We start from the raw sequence: 20,177 nt of genomic DNA, 5'->3' as shown, positions 1-20,177 counted from the left end.
TCCACTGAACAGCGAAGTGAGGGTCGAACGCCATTCACTGCTGAATGCCTCCCGCTCTTCCCATAGCGCAAAGTTTGCTCTTAAAATGGGGCAGAAAAAACAGAGCGCTTTTCACAGGGAGTTCCTCTTTTATGACCTCATCACGTCTGAAGCAGCAGTTCATTCGCCTGTGGCAGAGCTGCCAGGGGCAGACGCAGGAGATTACCCTCAGCGAACTGGCTGACCTGCTGCATTGCTCTCGCCGTCATATGCGTAATCTGCTCAACCGGATGCAGGATGCAGGCTGGCTGATCTGGCAGGCGGAAGCCGGGCGCGGCAGGCGATCGCAACTCACCTTCTGCTACACCGGTCTGGCGTTGCAGCAGCAGCGTGCTGAGGATCTGCTGGAACAGGATCGCATCGATCAACTGGTCCAGCTGGTGGGCGATAAAAACCAGGTGCGGCAGATGATTGGGGCACACCTGGGGCGCAGTTTCCGCCAGGGCAAGCATATCCTGCGGGTGCTCTACTATCGTCCGCTGCTTAACCTGCTGCCCGGTTCGCCGCTGCGGCGCTCGGAAACGCATATTGCGCGACAGATTTTTAACGGCCTGACGCGGATAAATGAGGAAAACGGGGAAATCGAACCCGATATTGCGCACCACTGGCAGCAGACTTCCCCACTTCACTGGCGCTTCTTTGTGCGTCCGGCGATTCGCTTCCATCACGGCAGAGAACTGGAGATGGAGGATGTGCTCGCCACGCTGGAGCGTCAGCGCGCCCATCCACTCTTTTGCCATATCGCGCAGATTGACTCGCCTGCCCCCTGGACGCTGGATATCCGTTTAAGCCAGCCCGACGAGGGATTACCCTGGCTGCTTGGCAGCGTCAGTGCGATGATCCTGCCGCGCGAATGGCCGACACTGCGTGATTTTGCCCGTCAGCCTGTTGGCACCGGTCCCTACCGGGTGATCCGCAATCAGGAGAGCCAGCTGAAAATCGAAGCGTTTGATGACTACTTCGGTTTTCGCGCCCTGATTGATGATGTCTCTATCTGGGTCCTGCCCGACATCAGCGATGAGCTGGTCTATGCCGGTGTCCGACTGCAGGGCGACAGCGTCGATGAAGTTCAGGAGGAGAGCCGCCTTGAAGAGGGCTGCTACTATCTGCTGTTCGATCAGCGTTCAGAGCAGGGTCGCAACGAGGCGGTGCGGCGCTGGGTCAGCTATCTGTTTAACCCCATCGCCCTGCTCAATCATGCCGGCGTCGGCTATCAGCGCTACTGGTTTCCGGCGTATGGTCTGCTGCCGCGCTGGCATCATCGCCGTGATCTGACGCCCGTGGAAAAACCGCCCGGCTTAACGCACCTGACGCTGACCTGGTACAGCCAGCACGTGGAGCACGAAGGTATCGCTAATGCACTGCGTCCGCTGCTGGCAGCGCATGGCGTCACGCTGGAGACCCGTGAGATCAGCTACGAAAGCTGGTATCAGGGCGAGGCGGAAAGTGATATCTGGCTGGGCAGCGTGAACTTTACCCTGCCGCTGAATTACTCCCTGTTCGCGCAACTTTATGAGATTCCGCTGCTGCATCACTGTCTGCCGATCGACTGGCACGGCGATGCGGCCCGCTGGCGTGAGAAAACACTGCCGCTGGCCGAATGGAGCAAGCAGTTAGTCGAAGAAGCCGGTTTGCATCCGCTGTTTCACCACTGGCTGCTACTGGAAGGACAGCGCAGCATGCGCGGCGTACGGATGAATACCCTGGGCTGGTTTGATTTTAAATCGGCCTGGTTCGCGCCACCAGCGCTGTGACGCTTTCGCCCCGGCGCTGAAATGACTAGAATGTGACGTTCTCAACGGGGTGCGGCCTGCCACAAGCAAGCCGCTGAGAGAGACCCGTCGAACCTGATTCGGTTAATACCGACGTAGGGATTTGAGAGGCCTCTGTGCTCAGATCCTTTGCGACTCATCCCCTATTCTCCTGAAGGAGCGCAAAGTGTTAAACAAAGTTCTGCCGGTGCTGCTGTTACTCTCCGCCCCCGTTCTGGCGGCTAAGCCAGTTCTCACGGTCTACACCTACGACTCCTTCTCCGCCGACTGGGGCCCTGGCCCGGCAGTGAAAAAAGCCTTTGAAGCCCAGTGCGACTGCGAACTGAAATTCGTCACGCTGGAAGATGGCGTCTCGCTGCTGAACCGCGTCCGCATGGAAGGCAAAAACAGTAAAGCGGATGTGGTGCTGGGGCTGGATAACAATCTGGTGCAGGCGGCGCAAAAAACTGGCCTGTTTGCCGAAAGTCAGGTCGACACCTCGACATTAAAACTGCCCGATGGATGGCACAACACCACCTTCGTGCCGTTCGATTATGGCTACTTCGCCTTTGTCTATGACAAAACCCGGCTGAAAAATCCACCAAAAAGCCTGAAAGAGCTGGTCGACAGCCCGGAGAAGTGGCGGGTGATCTACGAAGATCCCCGCACCAGCACGCCCGGCTTAGGTCTGCTGCTATGGATGCAGAAGGTCTATGGCGATCAGGCCCCGCAGGCGTGGCAAAAGCTGGCGCAGAAAACCGTGACGGTCACTAAAGGCTGGAGTGAAGCCTATGGCCTGTTCCTGAAGGGCGAAGGCGATCTGGTGCTGAGTTACACCACCTCACCGGCTTACCACATCATCGAAGAGAAAAAAGAGAACTATGCTGCCGCGTCTTTTGCCGAGGGACACTATCTGCAGGTTGAAGTGGCCGCGCAGTTAACCAGCAGCAAACAGCCCGCGCTGGCACAGCAGTTTATGAAGTTTATGGTCTCGCCTGACTTCCAGCGCACTATCCCCACCGGCAACTGGATGTACCCGGTGATCGACACGCCTCTGCCTGCCGGTTTCACGGCGCTCAGCGTGCCTTCAACTGCTCTGCAGTTCTCGCCGGAAGAGGTTGCCAGCCAGCGTTCGGGCTGGATTAGCCAGTGGCAACGCGCCGTCAGCCGCTGATGCCGCGCTGGCTGATCCCCGGTTCCCTCGCCATGGTGTTACTGACACTCGTGGCGCTTCTGGCCTTCAGTGCACTCTGGAGCGCCGCACCGGACACGGATTTACGCGGCGTGCTGCAGGATGACTACCTGCATCACGTTATCGCGTTCTCTTTCGCTCAGGCGCTGCTCTCCGCCCTGCTGTCGCTGCTGCCTGCGGTGCCGCTGGCGCGGGCGCTCTATCGACGTCGTTTCCCTGGCCGCCAGCTGCTGCTGCGCCTGTGCGCCATGACGCTGGTGCTGCCGGTGCTGGTCGCGGTGTTCGGCCTGCTGACCGTTTACGGTAGCAATGGCTGGCTGGCGCAGCTGTGCCAGATGGCAGGGCTAGGTTATCACTTCTCGCCCTATGGTCTGTCGGGCATCTTGCTGGCGCACGTCTTCTTTAACCTGCCGCTGGCGACCCGCCTGATGCTGCAGGCGCTGGAGAGCATCCCGGCTGAACAGCGTCAGCTGGCGGCGCAGCTCGACCTGCGCGGCTGGCACCATTTTCGTCTGCTGGAGTGGCCGTGGCTGCGGCGTCAGCTGCTGCCAACCGGCGCGCTGATCTTTATGCTCTGTTTCGCCAGCTTTGCCACCGTGCTGTCGCTGGGTGGCGGTCCTCAGGCGACCACCATCGAACTGGCGATATTCCAGGCGCTGAGTTATGACTACGATCCCGGACGTGCGGCGCTGCTGGCGCTGATTCAGCTCGGCTGCTGCCTTACGCTGGTGCTGCTCAGCCAGCGCTTCAGCAAGGCGATTCCCGCCGGAACCAGCCAGCTGAACGGCTGGCGCGATCCGCAGGATTCCCGTACAGCACAGCTGATGGATGCGCTGCTGATCGGGCTGGCGCTGATTCTGCTACTGCCTCCGCTGGCGGCTGTGATCGTCGATGGTCTGCACGGCGGACTGCGTGGCGCGCTGGCACAGCCTGCACTGTGGCAGGCCACCTTTACCTCACTGCGCATCGCCATTGGTGCCGGTTTACTCTCAGTGGTCCTGACCATGATGCTGCTGTGGAGCAGTCGGGAACTGCGTCTGCGTCAGCGTCCGGCGGCGGCACAGTTGATCGACACCAGCGGCATGCTGATTCTGGCAATGCCAGGCATTGTGCTCGCCACCGGCTTTTTCCTGCTGTTCAATGCCACCATCGGCCTGCCCGAGTCGGCCGACGGGCTGGTGATCTTTACCAATTCGCTAATCGCCATTCCCTATGCGCTGAAAGTGCTGGAAAACCCGATGCGGGATGTCGCAGAGCGCTACGGCAGACTTTGCGATTCACTGGATATTCACGGCTGGAACCGGCTGCGGCTGATCGAGCTGCGGGCGCTGAAGCGTCCGCTGGCCCAGGCGCTGGCCTTTGCCTGCGTGCTGTCGATTGGTGATTTTGGCGTGGTGGCGCTGTTTGGCAATGCCGACTTCCGCACGCTGCCGTTCTACCTTTATCAGCAGATTGGCGCCTATCGCGGCGCTGATGGCGCGGTTACCGCTCTGCTGTTGCTGCTGCTCTGCTTATTGCTGTTCACGCTAATGGAAAAATTACCAGGCCGCCATGCTGACACTTGATAACCTCACTTACCTTTATCAGCATCTGCCGATGCGCTTCAGCCTCACTGCCGCGCGCGGCGAGCGGATCGCGATTCTCGGACCCAGCGGAGCCGGTAAAAGCACGCTGCTGAGCCTGATCGCCGGTTTCCTGCCGGTGAAACAGGGCACCCTGATGATTGACGGTCAGGAGCACACCCACAGCGTTCCGGCCAGACGACCGGTGTCCATGCTGTTTCAGGAGAACAACCTGTTTCCGCACCTCAGCGTGCAGCAGAACATGGCGCTGGGCCTGCATCCGGGATTAAAACTCAGCGCTGAGCAGCGTCAGCAACTGGCCACGCTGGCCGATCAGGTGGGATTAGGCGATCTGCTGACCCGTCTGCCAGGCGAACTGTCGGGCGGACAGCGACAGCGCGTGGCGCTGGCTCGCTGTCTGCTGCGTGACCGGCCAGTGCTGCTGCTTGATGAGCCGTTTTCTGCGCTGGATCCCGCGCTGCGTGGCGAGATGCTGCAACTGGTGCGTTCGGTGTGCGAAGCGCGCAGCATCACGCTGCTGATGGTGTCGCACAGTCTGGAAGATGCACAGCAGATTGCGCCGCGCAGTGTGGTGATTGTGGATGGACGGGTTTACTGGGATGGCGAGACCCGACTGCTGCTGTCGGGCGAGACGCGGGAGGCAGAAGTCCTCGGCATCCCGCGTCGTTAAGCGTCAGGCGAAGAACACCTGCCACAGCAGATGACGGAAAACCGGCATCATCGGATGGAACTGAATACCCACAAACGCTGCAACGGCGATCACCAGCCCCAGCGGTCCTGCCCAGCGTAAACGTTCAGGCGGCAGCCAGGCGGTCGCCCAGTCGCGGCTCTTGCCGCTGCGCCACCAGCGCCAGCATAACCAGCCACCCAGCCAGATCAGCAGGGCTGCGCCGAGTAACAGCCACTTAAAGCTGCCGCCCTGCGCGGCTTTCGGCACATCGATCGCCACCCCCGCCAGAATCCCGGGCAGCAGATAGAGCGGCGGCCAGAGGATGCAGCCAATAATGTTCGGCGGCAGGAATTTACGCACCGGCAGCTCCAGCATACCGGCCGCCAGCGGAATCAGCGGACGTGTCGGCCCCACAAAGCGCCCGACCAGAATCGTAAACATGCTGTGCTGATGCAGGGCGTGCTCGGTTTTATCCAGCAGGCCTTTATATTTTTGCAGATACTTCCAGCGATGCAGCGGCCCCTGGAATTTCCAGCCGATGCCGTAAGAGACCCAGTCACCAATCAGGCAGCCCGCAAAGCCCGCCGCCCAGGCAGGATAGAGACCAAGCTCGCCACTGCCCACCAGCGCACCCAGACTGGCCATCATTACCGTACCTGGCAGCAACAGCCCGACCAGCGCCAGCGACTCCAGAAACGTCACCAGCGCAACGGCAAACAGCGCCCACTCCAGGGACTGCGTAATCAGTTGTTGAATCCAGGCTTCCATAATCATCCTAAGTAAAAGCAGAAGGCTGGATTGTCCAGAGCCAGCCACACAGCGTCAAGGCAAGAATTGTAGGACAATGTTGACAAAAGCGGCGGCGGGAACTGTATAAATATCCATGATATACTTAAGCAGTTTTCTCATCCCTGAATTGCTGAGTCCGGAGAACATCTGAATATGGCCCGCGCAGGTTTTCTGCTCACCCGCCACTGGCGCGACAGCCCGCAAGGCACTGAAATTATCCTCTGGCTCGCCACGGATGCTGGCGCGCAGCGCGTGGTACTGCCGGTACAGGAGTCCGTTGCGTTTATTCCCGAGGAATTTCAGGCGCAGGTCAGCGAATTACTCAAAGATGAACGTCAGTTTCGAATTCAGTCGCTGGCGCTGAAAGATTTCCGCCGCCGCACGGTTTTTGGCCTCTACTGTCCACAGAACCGTCAACTACAGCGCATCGAAAAACGGCTGCGCGAACAGGGTATTCCGGTCTATGAGGCGGATATCCGCCCGCCGGAGCGCTACCTGATGGAGCGTTTTATTACCGCGCCGGTCTGGTTTGACGGCGAGCAGCGCGGCGACAGCGTGGTCAATGCGCGGCTCAAACCCCACCCCGACTATCGCCCGCCACTGAAATGGGTCTCACTGGATATTGAAACCACGCAGCATGGCGAGCTTTATTGCATCGGGCTGGAGGGTTGCGGTCAGCGCCAGGTCTTTATGCTCGGCCCGCCAAACGGTGATGCCAGCGCGCTGGACTTCGAGCTGATCTATCTCGACAGCCGCCCGCAGCTGCTTGAAGCGCTGAACCAGTGGTTTGCAGAGCATGACCCGGACGTGCTGATTGGCTGGAACGTGGTGCAGTTTGATCTGCGGGTGCTGCAGAAGCATGCCGATCGCTACGGCATACCGCTGCGTCTTGGCCGCCAGCAGGCCGCGCTGGAGTGGCGTGAACACGGCTTCAAGCCCGGCGTTTTTTTCGCGCAGGCCAGCGGCCGGTTAATTATCGATGGCATCGACGCCCTGAAATCGGCGTTCTGGGATTTTCCGTCGTTCAGCCTGGAGTCGGTGTCGCAACAGCTGCTGGGTGAAGGAAAAGCGATTGATAATCCCTGGGATCGCATGGAGGAGATCAACTGGCGCTTTGCCAACGATAAACCGGCGCTGGCACGCTACAACCTGAAAGACTGCGAGCTGGTGACGCGCATTTTTCACAAAACCGCAATTATGCCGTTTCTGCTGGAGCGTGCGGCGGTGAATGGCCTGGCCGTCGATCGCCACGGCGGTTCGGTGGCGGCTTTTGGTCATCTTTATATTCCGCGGATGCATCGCGCCGGGTTTGTCGCCCCGAACATGGGCGATGTCGCCCCGGAAGCCAGCCCGGGCGGCTATGTGATGGATTCGCGCCCCGGCCTGTATGACTCGGTGCTGGTGCTGGATTACAAAAGCCTCTATCCGTCGATTATCCGCACCTTCCTGATCGACCCGGTGGGTCTGGTAGAGGGACTGGCCCATCCGGATGATGCCGATTCAGTCGAAGGTTTCCGCGAAGCGCGTTTCTCACGGCATACCCATTGCCTGCCCGCGATTGTTGAGCAGATCTGGCTGGGTCGTGAGGCAGCGAAAAAGCAGAAAAATCAGCCGCTGTCTCAGGCGCTGAAGATTATCATGAACGCCTTTTATGGCGTGCTGGGTACCAGCGCCTGCCGCTTCTTCGATCCTCGTCTCGCCTCCTCGATTACCCTGCGCGGTCACGCCATCATGCAGCAGACCCGCACGCTGATTGAAGCGGAAGGCTATGACGTTATCTATGGCGACACCGACTCCACCTTTGTCTGGCTGAAGTCGGCGCACAGTGAAGAAGATGCTGCCGCGATTGGTCAGCAGCTGGTGCAGAAAGTAAATGACTGGTGGCGTGACCACCTCCAGCAGACGCAGGGGCTGACCAGCACTCTGGAGCTGGAGTATGAAAGCCACTTCTGCCGCTTCCTGATGCCGACCATTCGCGGCGCGGAACAGGGCAGCAAGAAACGCTACGCCGGACTGATTCGTGACGCTGCCGGTGAGCGCATGGTCTTCAAGGGGCTGGAGTCGGTGCGAACCGACTGGACGCCGCTGGCCAAACAGTTTCAGCAGCAGCTCTACCATCGCATTTTTCACCGTGAGCCGTGGCAGGACTACATCCGCACGACCATAGCGCAGCTGCTGGCGGGTGAACTCGACGATCAGCTGATCTATAAAAAGCGTCTGCGGCGGCCGCTGAATGAATATGAACGAAACGTGCCCCCGCATGTGCGTGCCGCCAGGCTGGCCGATGAGCAGAATCGTAAATTAAACCGGCCATTGCAGTATCAGAAGGGAGGCCGTATTCGTTACGTTATGGCGACGGCAGGCCCGGAACCACTGGAAGCGCGCAGCACGCCGCTGGACTATGACCACTATGTAACGAAGCAACTTCAGCCGGTCGCTGAGGGGATTCTGCCCTTTGTTGAAGGGGACTTTGCTACACTGATTACAGGGCAACTGGGGCTTTTTTGACAGGTGACGAACGCCCTGCCATCCAGTACCATAGCGCCCTTCCTGAAACTCACCGCTCTTACTCCCGCTCCAGACCTCGTTTGTCTGGCGGTAACGCTATTGCCTGAGCTTTGGGAACACCTCTAAAAACGTTAAAATTCGAGCAAAAAACATATGGTTTTTACATTAGGTCAGCGCTGGATTAGTGATACGGAAAGTGAACTGGGACTGGGCACCGTGGTGGCGATCGATACCCGCATGATCACCCTGCTGTTTCCGGCCACGGGGGAAAACCGCCTCTACGCCCGCAACGATTCGCCGGTTACCCGCGTCATCTTTAATCCGGGTGATACCATCACCAGCCACGAAGGCTGGCAGATGCGCGTCGATGAAGTACGCAACGAAAATGACCTGATGACCTATATCGGTACCCGGCTGGATACCGAAGAAAGCGACGTGATGCTGCGCGAAGTGATGCTCGACAGCAAGCTGGTATTCAGTAAGCCGCAGGATCGCCTGTTTGCCGGCCAGCTCGACCGGATGGATCGTTTCGCCCTCCGCTTCCGCGCCCGTAAATACCAGAGCGAGCAGTACCGCCTGCCGATCAGCGGCTTACGCGGTATGCGCACCAACCTGATCCCTCACCAACTGCATATCGCCCACGATGTCGGCCGTCGCCATGCGCCGCGCGTGCTGCTGGCCGATGAAGTTGGCCTGGGTAAAACTATTGAAGCCGGGATGATCATCCAGCAACAGCTGCTGGCGGGTCGTGCTGAGCGTGTTCTGATCGTGGTGCCTGAAACCTTACAGCACCAGTGGCTGGTCGAAATGCTGCGCCGCTTCAACCTGCGCTTTGCGCTGTTTGATGACGATCGCTATACCGAAGCGCAGCACGACAGCGATAACCCGTTTGAAACGGAGCAGCTGATTATCTGCTCGCTGGACTTTGTGCGCCGTAACAAACAGCGCCTTGAGATGCTGGCCGATGCCGAATGGGATCTGCTGGTGGTGGATGAAGCGCACCATCTGGCCTGGTCAGAAGGCGAGCCAAGCCGCGAATATCAGGTTATCGAAAAGCTGGCCGAAAAAACTGCCGGCGTTCTGCTGCTGACCGCAACACCAGAGCAGCTGGGTATGGAGAGCCACTTCGCCCGCCTGCGCCTGCTCGACCCGGACCGTTTCCATGACTTTGCCGCCTTTGTAGAAGAGCAGCAGCATTTCCGCCCGATTGCCGATGCCGTCACAGCGCTGCTGGCGGACAACGCGATCTCCCAGGAGGAGATGAACCGGATCAACGATCTGGTCGGCGAGCAGGACATTGAGCCGCTGCTGCAGGTCGCCAACAGCGACCGTGATGGCAAGCTGGAGGCGCGCCAGGAGCTGATCTCCATGCTGATGGATCGCCACGGCACCAGCCGCGTACTGTTCCGTAATACCCGTAATGGCGTTAAAGGCTTCCCGAAACGCGAGCTGCATCAGATCCGTCTGCCGCTGCCTGCGCAGTATCAGACGGCGATTAAAGTCTCCGGCATTATGGGTACGCGCAAAAGCGCCGAGGAGCGGGCGCGCGACCTGCTCTACCCGGAGCAGATTTATCAGGAATTTGAGGGCGACAGCGGGACCTGGTGGAACTTCGACCCGCGCGTCGAATGGCTGATGGGCTATCTCACCAGCAACCGTAAAGAGAAAGTGCTGGTGATCTGCGCCAAAGCCGCCACCGCGCTGCAGCTGGAGCAGGTGCTGCGTGAACGTGAAGGCATCCGCGCCGCGGTGTTCCACGAAGGTCTGTCGATCATTGAACGTGACCGTGCTGCCGCCTGGTTCGCCTCAGAAGAGAACGGCGCGCAGGTGCTGCTGTGCTCCGAGATCGGTTCAGAAGGCCGTAACTTCCAGTTTGCCAGCCGTCTGGTGATGTTCGACCTGCCGTTTAACCCGGACCTGCTGGAGCAGCGTATCGGTCGTCTGGACCGTATCGGTCAGGCGCACGATATTCAGATTCTGGTGCCGTGGCTGGAGCAGACCGCACAGGCGGTGCTGCTGCGCTGGTATCACGAAGGGCTGGACGCGTTTGAGCACACCTGCCCGACCGGCCGTACCATCTATGACAGCGTCCATTCACAGCTGATCGGCTATCTGGCCGCGCCGGAGAACAATGAAGGCTTCGATGCGTTTATCACTGACTGCCGTAAACAGCACGACGCGCTGAAATCGCAGCTGGAACAGGGTCGCGATCGCCTGCTGGAACTTAACTCCAACGGCGGTGAATCGGCGCAGCTGCTGGCCAATGCTATCAGCGAGCAGGATAACGATACTGGCCTGGTGAACTTCGCGCTTAACCTGTTTGATATCGTCGGCATCAATCAGGAAGATCGCAGCGATAACCTGATTGTGCTGACCCCTTCCGACCACATGCTGGTGCCCGATTTCCCTGGCCTGCCGGAAGATGGCTGCACCATTACCTTTAACCGCGATCAGGCACTGTCACGCGAGGATACTCAGTTCATTACCTGGGAACACCCGCTGATCCGTAACGGTCTGGATCTGATCCTGTCAGGCGATACCGGCAGCAGCGCACTGTCACTGCTGAAGAACAAGGCGCTGCCGGTGGGGACGCTGCTGGTCGAGCTGATCTATGTGGTTGAAGCGCAGGCACCGAAGCATCTGCAACTGACCCGCTTCCTGCCACCGACGCCAATCCGTCTGCTGATGGATACCAAAGGCACTAACCTGGCGGGCAAAGTGGAGTTCGAAAGCTTTAACCGTCAGCTGAATGCGGTTAACCGTCACACCGCCAGTAAACTGGTGAATGCGGTGCAGCAGGATGTGCATGCGATTCTGACGCAGGCCGAAGAGAGCGTCGTCAGTGAAGCGCGTGCGGTGATTGATGCGGCACGTGCTGAAGCGAACGAGAAGCTGGGTGCCGAGCTTTCGCGTCTTAACGCGCTGAAAGCCGTCAACCCGAACATCCGCGACGATGAAGTTGAGGCGCTGGAAAGCAACCGCGAACAGGTGCTGGAAAGTCTCGACCAGGCCAACTGGCGTCTCGACGCGCTGCGCCTGATTGTGGTGACACACCAGTAAGCTCAGGGGCCACATAGCCCCTTATTTTTGGAAAGCCCCATGGAACCTTACAATCCACCGCGTGAACCCTGGCTGCACATCCTTTATCAGGATGCGCATATCATGGTGGTGAATAAACCCAGCGGTCTGCTCTCAGTACCCGGTCGTCTGGATGAGCACAAAGATAGCGTGATGACGCGGATACAGCGTGATTTCCCGCAGGCCGAGTCGGTCCACCGACTCGATATGGCGACCAGCGGCGTAATGGTGGTGGCGCTGACCAAGGCGGCGGAACGCGAGCTGAAACGCCAGTTCCGCGAACGGGAGCCTTCCAAAACCTACGTGGCCTGTATCTGGGGACATCCTGAAAAGGAAGAGGGACTGGTTGATCTGCCGCTGATTTGTGACTGGCCAAATCGTCCAAAGCAGATGGTCTGCTTCGAGACCGGCAAAGCCGCGCAGACGGAGTATCAGGTGCTGGAGTATCGTGCGGATAACAGTGCACGCGTGTCGCTGAAGCCGATTACCGGCCGTTCACACCAGTTGCGGGTGCATATGCTGGCGCTGGGCCATCCGATTCTGGGAGACAACTTCTATGCGCACCCGGAAGCCAAAGCGATGGCAGCCCGTCTGCTGCTGCATGCGGAGTCACTGACCATTACCCATCCGGCATTTGGTAATGCTATGACGTTTCGTCAGCCCGCCGATTTTTGAGATGTTCGACCTGTCACCCTGGCCTCCTCTGTTGCAGAAGAGGCCAGGGGAAACAGTGATTATTTAAAGCCTTTCTCTTTGCGAATCAGATCGTACGCCGCCTGAATTTCCTGCGCTTTCTGCTTCGCCATCTCCATCATCTCTGGCGGCAGCCCTTTCGCCACCAGCTTGTCGGGATGATGCTCGCTCATCAGTTTACGGTAAGCGCGTTTGATCGTGGTGGCGTCATCACTGCTTTTCACACCCAGCACGCTACAGGCATCTTCCAGCGTGGGGCCACGTTGCGCCTGCTGGAAACCGCCAGAACTGCGCTGACCACCGCCAAACTGCTGACCACCTTCCATCATGCGCAGGAACTGGTCGAACTGGACCCGTGAAATGCCCAGCTCTTCAGCAATCACATAGAGCACCTGACGCTCATTGGGATGCAGTGAACCGTCGGCAAAGGCGGCCTGAATCTGGATCTCCAGGAACATCCGAATCAGATCGAACCGGCCAAAACAGGCGCTGCGCAGTTCACGCAATTTGCTGCGTAACGGGTAATCTGCCTGCTTGCCTTCGCGAAACGCGCGCTGGGCTGCACTGCGGGAGTCACCGTGCAGCTGCATCCGTTCCATTAACAGCGAAGCAATCTGAATATCCGCTTCCGTGACGCGCCCTTTTGACTTGGTCAGATGGCCCATCACCTGAAAGGTGGTGCTGAAAAACAGCGTCTGTCGGGTCTGATTATTTGAGAAGTAAGCCTTGCCTTGTGCGCCGCGTACTTTGTCAATCATATGGCCAATGATCAAACCGATCACAATACCCCAAAAGCCTGCGCCGGAAAGTAATCCCACCGCCAGACCCATAACTTTTCCCCAGTAGCGCATAAACTCCTCAATTCGCCATGCTTGCGGCTGAAAATTGCATTATCATACCTGTCATTTATCTCAGCGCCTAACGGCAACGCTGACAGACCAGGATTAACACTGGCGCAACGCCGGGCAGTAAGTTAGTCTCTGACCCGATTGTCGGCATGATGCCAGTTTTCATGGAATTCTCGATACCGCGTATGAAAAAACATATACCTACTCTGCTGGCCACACTGATCGGCGCAGCCATTAGCCAGCAAGCCTTTGCCGACGATTTGATGTCGCAGTGTATGTTAGGCGTGCCGAGTTACAACCGCCCGCTGGTGAACGGTGATACGAACCAGCTGCCTGTCACCATTCACTCCGATGCCGCGAAAGGGAACTATCCCAATGATGCGGTCTTTACCGGCAACGTAAACATTGAGCAGGGCAACAGCCGTATGCAGGCGGATGAAGTTCAGCTTCATCAGCGTCAGCAGGAAGGCCAGACCGCGCCCGTGCGTACCGTCGATGCCCTGGGTAATGTGCACTACGATGACAACCAGGTCATCCTGAAAGGTCCGAAAGCCTGGTCAAACCTCAACAGCAAAGATACCAACGTCTGGAATGGTCAGTACCAGATGGTGGATCGTCAGGGACGTGGTACCGCCGATCAGATGAAGCTGCGCGGCGATAACCGCTATACCATTCTGGAAAACGGTACCTTTACCTCCTGTCTGCCTGGCTCCAACAGCTGGAGCGTGGTCGGTTCAGAAGTGATCCAGGATCGTGAAGAGGAAGTGGCGGAGATCTGGAACGCCCGCTTTAAGCTCGGTTCGGTTCCGGTGTTCTACAGCCCCTATCTGCAGTTACCGATTGGCGATCGCCGCCGGTCCGGTTTCCTGATCCCGAATGCAAAATATGGCAGTAATAACGGCTTTGAGTTCATTCTGCCCTATTACTGGAACATCGCGCCACAGGCTGATGCGACCATTACGCCGCACTACATCAGTAAGCGCGGCATGAAGTTTGAAAATGAATTCCGTTATCTGACCACGCTGGGTGCCGGTCTGATGGAATTCGACTACCTCGGCTCTGATAAACAGTACGATAACGACAAATCAGAGCGTGGCATCGCCGAAAGCGCCAGCTCCGATCGCTGGCTGTTCTACTGGCGTCATGCGGGTGTTTATGACCAGCACTGGCGTTTCAACGCGGACTATACCAAAGTCAGCGACAAATATTACTTCAACGATCTCGACTCGAAGTACTACAGCTCGACCGACAACTACGCCACGCAGAAATTCAGCGTTGGCTATGCGGACACCAACTGGGACGCCACGCTCTCCACCAAAGATTTCCAGGTATTTGGCAATACCACCAGCAATAATGTCTATCGCGCGATGCCGCAGCTGGACGTTAATCTCTATCAGAACGATATCGGCCCGTTTGATGGCCGCGTTTATGCGCAGGCGGTGAAGTTCACCAACGTCAACAGCCGCTATCCCGAGGCGACCCGCTTGCATGTTGAGCCAACGCTGAATCTGCCACTGTCCAATGGTTGGGCCAGCCTGGATACCGAAGCGAAGTTCCTGGCGACCCACTATCAGCAGACTGACGTTGATTACTATAACAACGCTGCTAACGGTCTCCGGGGTGATAAGAGCGGCGAACTGGATGAATCTGTAAACCGCACCCTGCCGCAGTTTAAAGTGGATGGCCGGCTGGTATTTGACCGCGATATGAATTCGGCTGCGGGCTATACCCAAACGCTGGAACCGCGCGTGCAGTACCTGTATATCCCGTACCGTAACCAGAGCAACATCTATCCCTACGACTCAACATTGCTGCAAACCGACTACACCGGTCTGTTCCGCGATCGTACTTATAGCGGGCTGGATCGCATCGCGTCGGCCAATGAAGTGGCTACCGGTGTCACCTCGCGTATTTATGATACCGATCTGGTTGAACGTTTTAACGTTTCTGTGGGTCAAATCTACTCGTTTACCCCTTCTCGTACTGGTGTGAATCAAACCAGTAAAGAAGATGATACCGGCAGCCTGATTTGGGCTGGTGATACATACTGGAAAATCAGCGATCGCTGGGGCGTCAGAGGTGGGCTGCAATATGACACCAAACTCGACAACGTCTCCCAGGGCAATACCGTACTGGAATACCGTCGTGACGCCGACCGCATGGTACAGCTGAGCTACCGTTACAGCAGCCCGGAATATGTAGCGACCGCGCTGAACGATAGCAGCCTGGTGACAAACCCTATCTTTAAAAACGGGATTTCACAGGTGGGTACCACGGCCAGCTGGCCGATTGCGGATGCATGGTCTGTGGTAGGTGCTTACTACTACGATACCCGCAATACGCGTCCGGCGTCGCAGCTGGTTGGCCTGCAGTACAGCTCATGCTGTTACGCGATTCGGGTCGGTTACGAACGCAAAATTAACGGTTGGGAAAACAACGACAGTAAATATGACAACCAAATCTCATTCAACATTGAGCTGCGTGGTCTGAGTCCTAACTATGGCTTAGGCACCAACGATATGCTGCGTCAGGGCATTATCCCTTACCAGCCCGCTTTCTGATGTTGTGATGTTTGACAGGCAATCCCGCAGTGCGGAACCAACAATGGATAAAGTATGAAGAACTGGAGAATGCTGATTCTTGGTGTGGCAATCAGTGCCAACACCGCGTTCGCAGCACCACAAGTCGTTGATAAAGTTGCAGCCGTGGTCAATAACGGCGTGGTTCTTGAGAGTGACGTGGACGGCATGATGGGCACGGTTAAATCTCAGGCCCAGCAGGCAGGTCAGCAGTTGCCGGATGATAAAACGTTGCGCCATCAGATTCTGGAACGTCAGATCATGGACAACATCATTCTGCAGATGGGTGAAAAAGCAGGGATCCAGATCAGCGACGAGCAGTTGGACCAGGCGATTCAGAACATCGCTGCGCAGAACCGCATGAGCCTTGATCAGCTGCGCAGCCGTCTGGCTTATGACGGCATGAACTACAGCGTTTATCGCTCTCAGATCCGTAAAGAGATGACCATTGCTGAAGTGCGCAACAACGAAGTACGTCGTCGCGTCACCATTCTGCCGCAGGAAGTCGATACGCTGGCTAACCAGATCGGCTCTCAGAACAGTCAGGGCACCGAACTGAACGTCAGCCATATTCTGCTGCCGCTGCCGGAAAACCCGACGCAGCAGCAGGTTGATGAGCAGGAAACGCTGGCGAAACAGCTGGTTGGCGAACTGAAAAATGGCGCGGACTTCGGCAAGATGGCCGTAACCTATTCTGCCGACTCTCAGGCGCTGAAAGGCGGCAACATGGGCTGGGGTAAAATCGAAGAGTTACCAACCCTGTTTGCACAGGCGCTGGCGACCGCGAAAAAAGGCGATATCGTCGGACCCGTTCGCTCCGGTGTCGGCTTCCACATCCTGAAAGTAAACGACCTGCGTGGCGAGAGCAAAAATGTCTCTGTCACCGAAGTCCATTCACGTCACATTCTGCTGAAGCCGTCGCCGATTCTGACAGACGACCAGGCACGCGCGCAGCTGGAACAGATCGCTGCTGATATTCGCAGTGGCAAAACTACTTTCGCCGCGGCGGCTAAACAGTACTCTGATGACCCGGGTTCGGCGAACCAGGGTGGCGATCTTGGCTGGACCTCACCGGAATCCTTCGACCCGGCGTTCCGCGACGCGCTGTTGCGTCTGCAGAAAGGCCAGACCAGCCAGCCGGTTCACTCCTCTTTCGGCTGGCATCTGATCCAGTTGCTGGACAGCCGTCAGGTGGACAAAACTGATGCCGCCCAGAAAGAGCGTGCTTACCGTATGCTGTTTAACCGTAAGTTCGCAGAAGAAGCGCAGACCTGGATGCAGGAACAGCGCGCCAGCGCCTACGTGAAGATTCTGGATGGCAATGCGCAGTAATCTTCGTGTGGTGATCACGCCCGGCGAACCCGCCGGGATTGGTCCCGATCTCACCGTTCAGCTGGCTCAGCAGTCGTGGCCGGTTGAACTGGTGGTCTGCGCCTCACCAGCACTGTTGCAGCAGCGTGCGGCCCAACTTGGTCTGCCGCTGACGCTACGGACCTACCAGCCTGACGCGGCGGCAGAGCCGCAGCAGGCGGGTACGCTGACTGTCCTGCCCATTGAAACGGCAGAGACGGTTACGCCAGGTGAACTCTGCGTCGCCAACAGCGACTATGTACTGGCTACGCTGGCGCGCGCGTGTGACGGTTGTCTCGACGGTGAATTTGCTGCCCTGATAACCGGCCCGGTGCACAAAGGTGTCATCAATGATGCCGGTATCGCCTTTACCGGCCATACCGAATTTTTCGCCGATCGCGCTGGCGGGCATCGGGTGGTCATGATGCTGGCGACAGAAGAGCTTCGAGTCGCACTGGCGACTACGCATCTGCCGCTGAAGGATGTCCCTGCGGCGGTCACCCGCGACTGTCTGCATGAAGTGATCACGATTCTGCATCGCGATCTGCAGCAGAAATTTGCGATTGCCGAACCGCATATTTACGTCTGTGGTCTTAACCCTCATGCGGGTGAAAGTGGCCACATGGGACGTGAAGAAATCGAGACCATCACGCCAGCACTCAACGAACTGCGTCAGCAGGGCATTAATCTGACCGGCCCACTGCCTGCAGATACCCTTTTCCAGCCTAAATATCTGCAGTATGCCGATGCGGTGCTGGCGATGTATCACGACCAGGGCCTGCCGGTACTCAAATTCCAGGGGTTCGGCCGGGCGGTGAATATCACCCTGGGCCTGCCCTTTATCCGGACCTCCGTTGACCACGGCACCGCGCTTGAACTCGCCGGTCTGGGTCGGGCAGAACCGGGCAGCTTCATCACGGCGCTTAACCTCGCCATCACTATGATCAAGAGCAGTAATGAATAATCGCGTCCATCAGGGGCACTACGCCCGTAAACGTTTCGGGCAGAACTTCCTGAACGATCAGTACATTATCGACAGCATTGTCTCCGCCATCCATCCACAGCGCGACGAAGCGCTGGTGGAAATCGGCCCGGGCCTGGGTGCCTTAACCGAGCCGGTTGGCGAACGCCTCGATAAATTAACGGTAATAGAGCTGGACCGCGACCTCGCTGCGCGTCTGGAAACCCATCCGTTCCTTGGCCCGAAACTGACTATCTTCCAGCAGGATGCCATGACCTTCGACTTCGCCGCGCTGGCGCAGGAGAGAGGCCAGCCGCTGCGGGTATTTGGTAACCTGCCGTACAATATTTCGACCCCGCTGATGTTCCACCTTTTCAGCTATACTGGTTCGATCAAAGATATGCACTTCATGCTGCAGAAAGAAGTGGTCAACCGTCTGGTTGCCGGTCCGGGAAGTAAAGCATATGGTCGTCTGACGGTGATGGCGCAATATTACTGCCAGGTCATCCCGGTGCTGGAAGTGCCTCCGCACTCCTTTACGCCGCCACCGAAAGTGGACTCGGCCGTAGTGCGGCTGGTGCCGTTTGCTGAGCCGCCTCATCCGGTCAGCGACGTGCGCATCCTGAGCCGTATTACCACGGAAGCATTCGGCCAGCGCCGCAAAACGCTGCGCAACAGCCTGAGCCACATGGTGGCTGCCGGGGCACTGGAAGAGTTATCCATAGATCCAACCCTGCGTGCCGAGAACGTCTCCGTCGCGCAATATTGTCAGCTGGCGAACTGGCTGGCGAATCATCAGGGAAAATCGCAGGAGTAAGTCATGAGTGAAACGGCCCGCGTCTCCGTCCATGTGCAAAGCCAGTACGTCGCCTCACAATCCTCACCGGATGATGATCGTTACGTCTTCGCCTATACCATTACGATACGCAATCTGGGCCGTTCCTCCGTGCAACTGCTGGGACGTTACTGGCTGATTACCAACGGTAATGGCCGCGAAACGGAAGTTCAGGGTGAAGGTGTGGTCGGTGAACAGCCGTTTATTGCGCCTGGCAATGAATTTCAGTACACCAGCGGTGCCGTGATCGAAACGCCGATGGGCACCATGCAGGGACATTATGTGATGGTCGACGAACAGGGCGATACCTTCCACGTCGAGATCCCGGTGTTCCGCCTCGCCATTCAGACCCACATTCATTGATTTACACGCTTTTTGCCCGTTAAGTCGGGCACCTTCCTGATGGATAAAACGTTATGAGCACATACCTGATTGGCGATGTTCACGGTTGCTACGATGAATTACGTGCGTTGCTGCAACAGGTCGATTTCAATCCTGAGCAGGATACGCTGTGGCTGACCGGCGACCTGGTGGCACGCGGTCCGGGCTCCCTTGATGTCCTGCGCTACGTGAAATCGCTGGGTGACGCGGTACGTCTGGTGCTGGGCAATCACGATTTGCATCTGCTGGCGGTCTACGCCGGGATCAGCCGTAACAAGCCTAAAGATCGCCTGACGCCCCTGCTCGAAGCGGACGATGCAGATGAGCTGATCAACTGGCTGCGCCGTCAGCCGCTGTTACAGGTGGATGAAGAGAAAAAGCTGGTGATGGGCCACGCCGGTATCACGCCGCAGTGGGATATCGAGACCGCGAAAAAGTGCGCGCGTGAAGTTGAAGCGGTGCTCGCCAGCGACAGTTATCCGCTGTTCCTGGATGCCATGTATGGCGATATGCCGAACAACTGGAGTGAGGATTTGACCGGCCTGGCGCGTCTGCGCTTCAGCACCAACGCCCTGACCCGCATGCGTTACTGCTTCCCCAACGGCCAGCTGGACATGATCTGCAAAGATGCCCCTGAGTCAGCCCTTCCGCCGCTGAAACCCTGGTTTAACATTGAGGGACCGGTCGCACGTGACTACACCATCGTGTTTGGTCACTGGGCATCACTGGAAGGCAAAGGAACACCCGAGGGTATTATCGGTCTGGATACCGGCTGCTGCTGGGGCGGAACGCTGACCCTGCTGCACTGGGAAGATCAGCGTTATGTGGTGCAACACTCCAATCGCGAAAAAGCACTGGCCTCCAGCGACAGTCTGGCGCCGCCCACGCTGTAAACTTTGATGCTGGCCCGTCAGGCCAGC

15 protein-coding genes and 1 riboswitch are annotated in these 20,177 nt (G+C 57.8%); of the genes, 13 read left to right on the top strand and 2 right to left on the bottom strand.

All coding sequences use genetic code 11. The features are described 5' to 3' along the window. Positions 1-131 precede the first annotated feature (131 nt). The 4 genes from sgrR (at position 132) to thiQ (ending at position 5,235) form a co-directional block, all read left to right on the top strand. Positions 132-1,793: an HTH-type transcriptional regulator SgrR gene (sgrR, locus tag FA92_RS01605; protein ID WP_033781847.1), complete on the top strand. Its 1,662-nt coding sequence runs from the start codon at positions 132-134 to the stop codon at positions 1,791-1,793. 35 nt (positions 1,794-1,828) lie between these two features. Next, a riboswitch (TPP riboswitch) is annotated at positions 1,829-1,931 on the top strand. Positions 1,932-1,977: 46 nt separating this feature from the next. Next, positions 1,978-2,964, top strand: a complete 987-nt coding sequence (thiB, locus tag FA92_RS01600) for a thiamine ABC transporter substrate binding subunit (RefSeq protein ID WP_033781845.1) — start codon at positions 1,978-1,980, stop codon at positions 2,962-2,964. Continuing rightward, complete coding sequence (thiP, locus tag FA92_RS01595) at positions 2,940-4,547, top strand: thiamine/thiamine pyrophosphate ABC transporter permease ThiP (RefSeq protein WP_033781843.1); 1,608 nt, start codon at positions 2,940-2,942, stop codon at positions 4,545-4,547. Before thiB ends, thiP begins: the two co-directional genes overlap by 25 nt. Further along, complete coding sequence (gene thiQ / locus FA92_RS01590; RefSeq protein WP_013356748.1) at positions 4,534-5,235, top strand: thiamine ABC transporter ATP-binding protein ThiQ; 702 nt, start codon at positions 4,534-4,536, stop codon at positions 5,233-5,235. The genes thiP and thiQ overlap by 14 nt, the downstream gene beginning before the upstream one ends. Before the next feature lie 3 nt (positions 5,236-5,238). Here thiQ and FA92_RS01585 read toward each other — a convergent pair whose 3' ends face one another. After that, positions 5,239-6,003: a DedA family protein gene (locus tag FA92_RS01585; RefSeq protein ID WP_013356747.1), complete on the bottom strand. Its 765-nt coding sequence runs from the start codon at positions 6,001-6,003 to the stop codon at positions 5,239-5,241. A gap of 168 nt (positions 6,004-6,171) precedes the next feature. Here FA92_RS01585 and polB point away from each other — a divergent pair, with 168 nt between their 5' ends. The 3 genes from polB to rluA all read left to right on the top strand — a co-directional run bounded on the left by polB (position 6,172) and on the right by rluA (position 12,285). After that, positions 6,172-8,532, top strand: a complete 2,361-nt coding sequence (gene polB, locus FA92_RS01580; RefSeq protein ID WP_107319330.1) for a DNA polymerase II — start codon at positions 6,172-6,174, stop codon at positions 8,530-8,532. 153 nt (positions 8,533-8,685) lie between these two features. Beyond that, on the top strand, positions 8,686-11,592 hold the full coding sequence (gene rapA / locus FA92_RS01575) for an RNA polymerase-associated protein RapA (protein ID WP_013356745.1): 2,907 nt from the start codon (positions 8,686-8,688) through the stop codon (positions 11,590-11,592). Positions 11,593-11,631: 39 nt separating this feature from the next. Further along, positions 11,632-12,285, top strand: coding sequence for a bifunctional tRNA pseudouridine(32) synthase/23S rRNA pseudouridine(746) synthase RluA (rluA, locus tag FA92_RS01570; RefSeq protein WP_013356744.1), 654 nt, complete (start codon positions 11,632-11,634; stop codon positions 12,283-12,285). A gap of 59 nt (positions 12,286-12,344) precedes the next feature. Here the strand turns inward: rluA and djlA are convergent, their stop codons facing one another. Then, on the bottom strand, positions 12,345-13,154 hold the full coding sequence (djlA, locus tag FA92_RS01565) for a co-chaperone DjlA (protein ID WP_013356743.1): 810 nt from the start codon (positions 13,152-13,154) through the stop codon (positions 12,345-12,347). 182 nt (positions 13,155-13,336) lie between these two features. On the opposite strand from djlA, the gene lptD reads away from it, so the two are divergent. The 6 genes from lptD to apaH are packed head-to-tail and all read left to right on the top strand — an operon-like array spanning position 13,337 to position 20,150. Then, positions 13,337-15,712 (top strand): LPS assembly protein LptD, encoded by a 2,376-nt coding sequence (gene lptD / locus FA92_RS01560; protein WP_051926437.1) that lies wholly within the window; start codon positions 13,337-13,339, stop codon positions 15,710-15,712. A gap of 54 nt (positions 15,713-15,766) precedes the next feature. After that, entirely contained in the window at positions 15,767-17,062 is a 1,296-nt protein-coding gene (gene surA, locus FA92_RS01555; protein WP_033781838.1) for a peptidylprolyl isomerase SurA, read from the top strand. Beyond that, the gene (gene pdxA, locus FA92_RS01550; RefSeq protein ID WP_033784494.1) at positions 17,052-18,044 is read left to right on the top strand and encodes a 4-hydroxythreonine-4-phosphate dehydrogenase PdxA; all 993 of its coding nucleotides are present in this window, start codon (positions 17,052-17,054) and stop codon (positions 18,042-18,044) included. The genes surA and pdxA overlap by 11 nt, the downstream gene beginning before the upstream one ends. Beyond that, positions 18,037-18,858, top strand: a complete 822-nt coding sequence (rsmA, locus tag FA92_RS01545; protein WP_033781836.1) for a 16S rRNA (adenine(1518)-N(6)/adenine(1519)-N(6))-dimethyltransferase RsmA — start codon at positions 18,037-18,039, stop codon at positions 18,856-18,858. The genes pdxA and rsmA overlap by 8 nt, the downstream gene beginning before the upstream one ends. Before the next feature lie 3 nt (positions 18,859-18,861). Then, complete coding sequence (apaG, locus tag FA92_RS01540; protein WP_013356738.1) at positions 18,862-19,239, top strand: Co2+/Mg2+ efflux protein ApaG; 378 nt, start codon at positions 18,862-18,864, stop codon at positions 19,237-19,239. A 53-nt stretch (positions 19,240-19,292) separates the two neighbouring features. Beyond that, on the top strand, positions 19,293-20,150 hold the full coding sequence (gene apaH, locus FA92_RS01535) for a bis(5'-nucleosyl)-tetraphosphatase (symmetrical) ApaH (protein ID WP_033781834.1): 858 nt from the start codon (positions 19,293-19,295) through the stop codon (positions 20,148-20,150). Positions 20,151-20,177: the final 27 nt, after the last annotated feature.

The sequence above is a fragment of the Pantoea sp. 9140 genome (assembly GCF_000745295.1).
GTDB lineage: Bacteria > Pseudomonadota > Gammaproteobacteria > Enterobacterales > Enterobacteriaceae > Pantoea > Pantoea vagans.
This window is presented reverse-complemented; position numbering and strand designations above follow the sequence as displayed.

Bases quoted from the DNA above. Each gene is read 5' to 3' on its own strand.
- djlA (WP_013356743.1), bottom strand. From the start codon at position 13,154: ATGCGCTACTGGGGAAAAGTTATGGGTCTGGCGGTGGGATTACTTTCC.
- apaG (WP_013356738.1), top strand. From the start codon at position 18,862: ATGAGTGAAACGGCCCGCGTCTCCGTCCATGTGCAAAGCCAGTACGTC.
- apaH (WP_033781834.1), top strand. From the start codon at position 19,293: ATGAGCACATACCTGATTGGCGATGTTCACGGTTGCTACGATGAATTA.
- rapA (WP_013356745.1), top strand. From the start codon at position 8,686: ATGGTTTTTACATTAGGTCAGCGCTGGATTAGTGATACGGAAAGTGAA.
- surA (WP_033781838.1), top strand. From the start codon at position 15,767: ATGAAGAACTGGAGAATGCTGATTCTTGGTGTGGCAATCAGTGCCAAC.
- rluA (WP_013356744.1), top strand. From the start codon at position 11,632: ATGGAACCTTACAATCCACCGCGTGAACCCTGGCTGCACATCCTTTAT.
- FA92_RS01585 (WP_013356747.1), bottom strand. From the start codon at position 6,003: ATGGAAGCCTGGATTCAACAACTGATTACGCAGTCCCTGGAGTGGGCG.
- lptD (WP_051926437.1), top strand. From the start codon at position 13,337: ATGAAAAAACATATACCTACTCTGCTGGCCACACTGATCGGCGCAGCC.
- rsmA (WP_033781836.1), top strand. From the start codon at position 18,037: ATGAATAATCGCGTCCATCAGGGGCACTACGCCCGTAAACGTTTCGGG.
- pdxA (WP_033784494.1), top strand. From the start codon at position 17,052: ATGCGCAGTAATCTTCGTGTGGTGATCACGCCCGGCGAACCCGCCGGG.
- thiQ (WP_013356748.1), top strand. From the start codon at position 4,534: ATGCTGACACTTGATAACCTCACTTACCTTTATCAGCATCTGCCGATG.
- sgrR (WP_033781847.1), top strand. From the start codon at position 132: ATGACCTCATCACGTCTGAAGCAGCAGTTCATTCGCCTGTGGCAGAGC.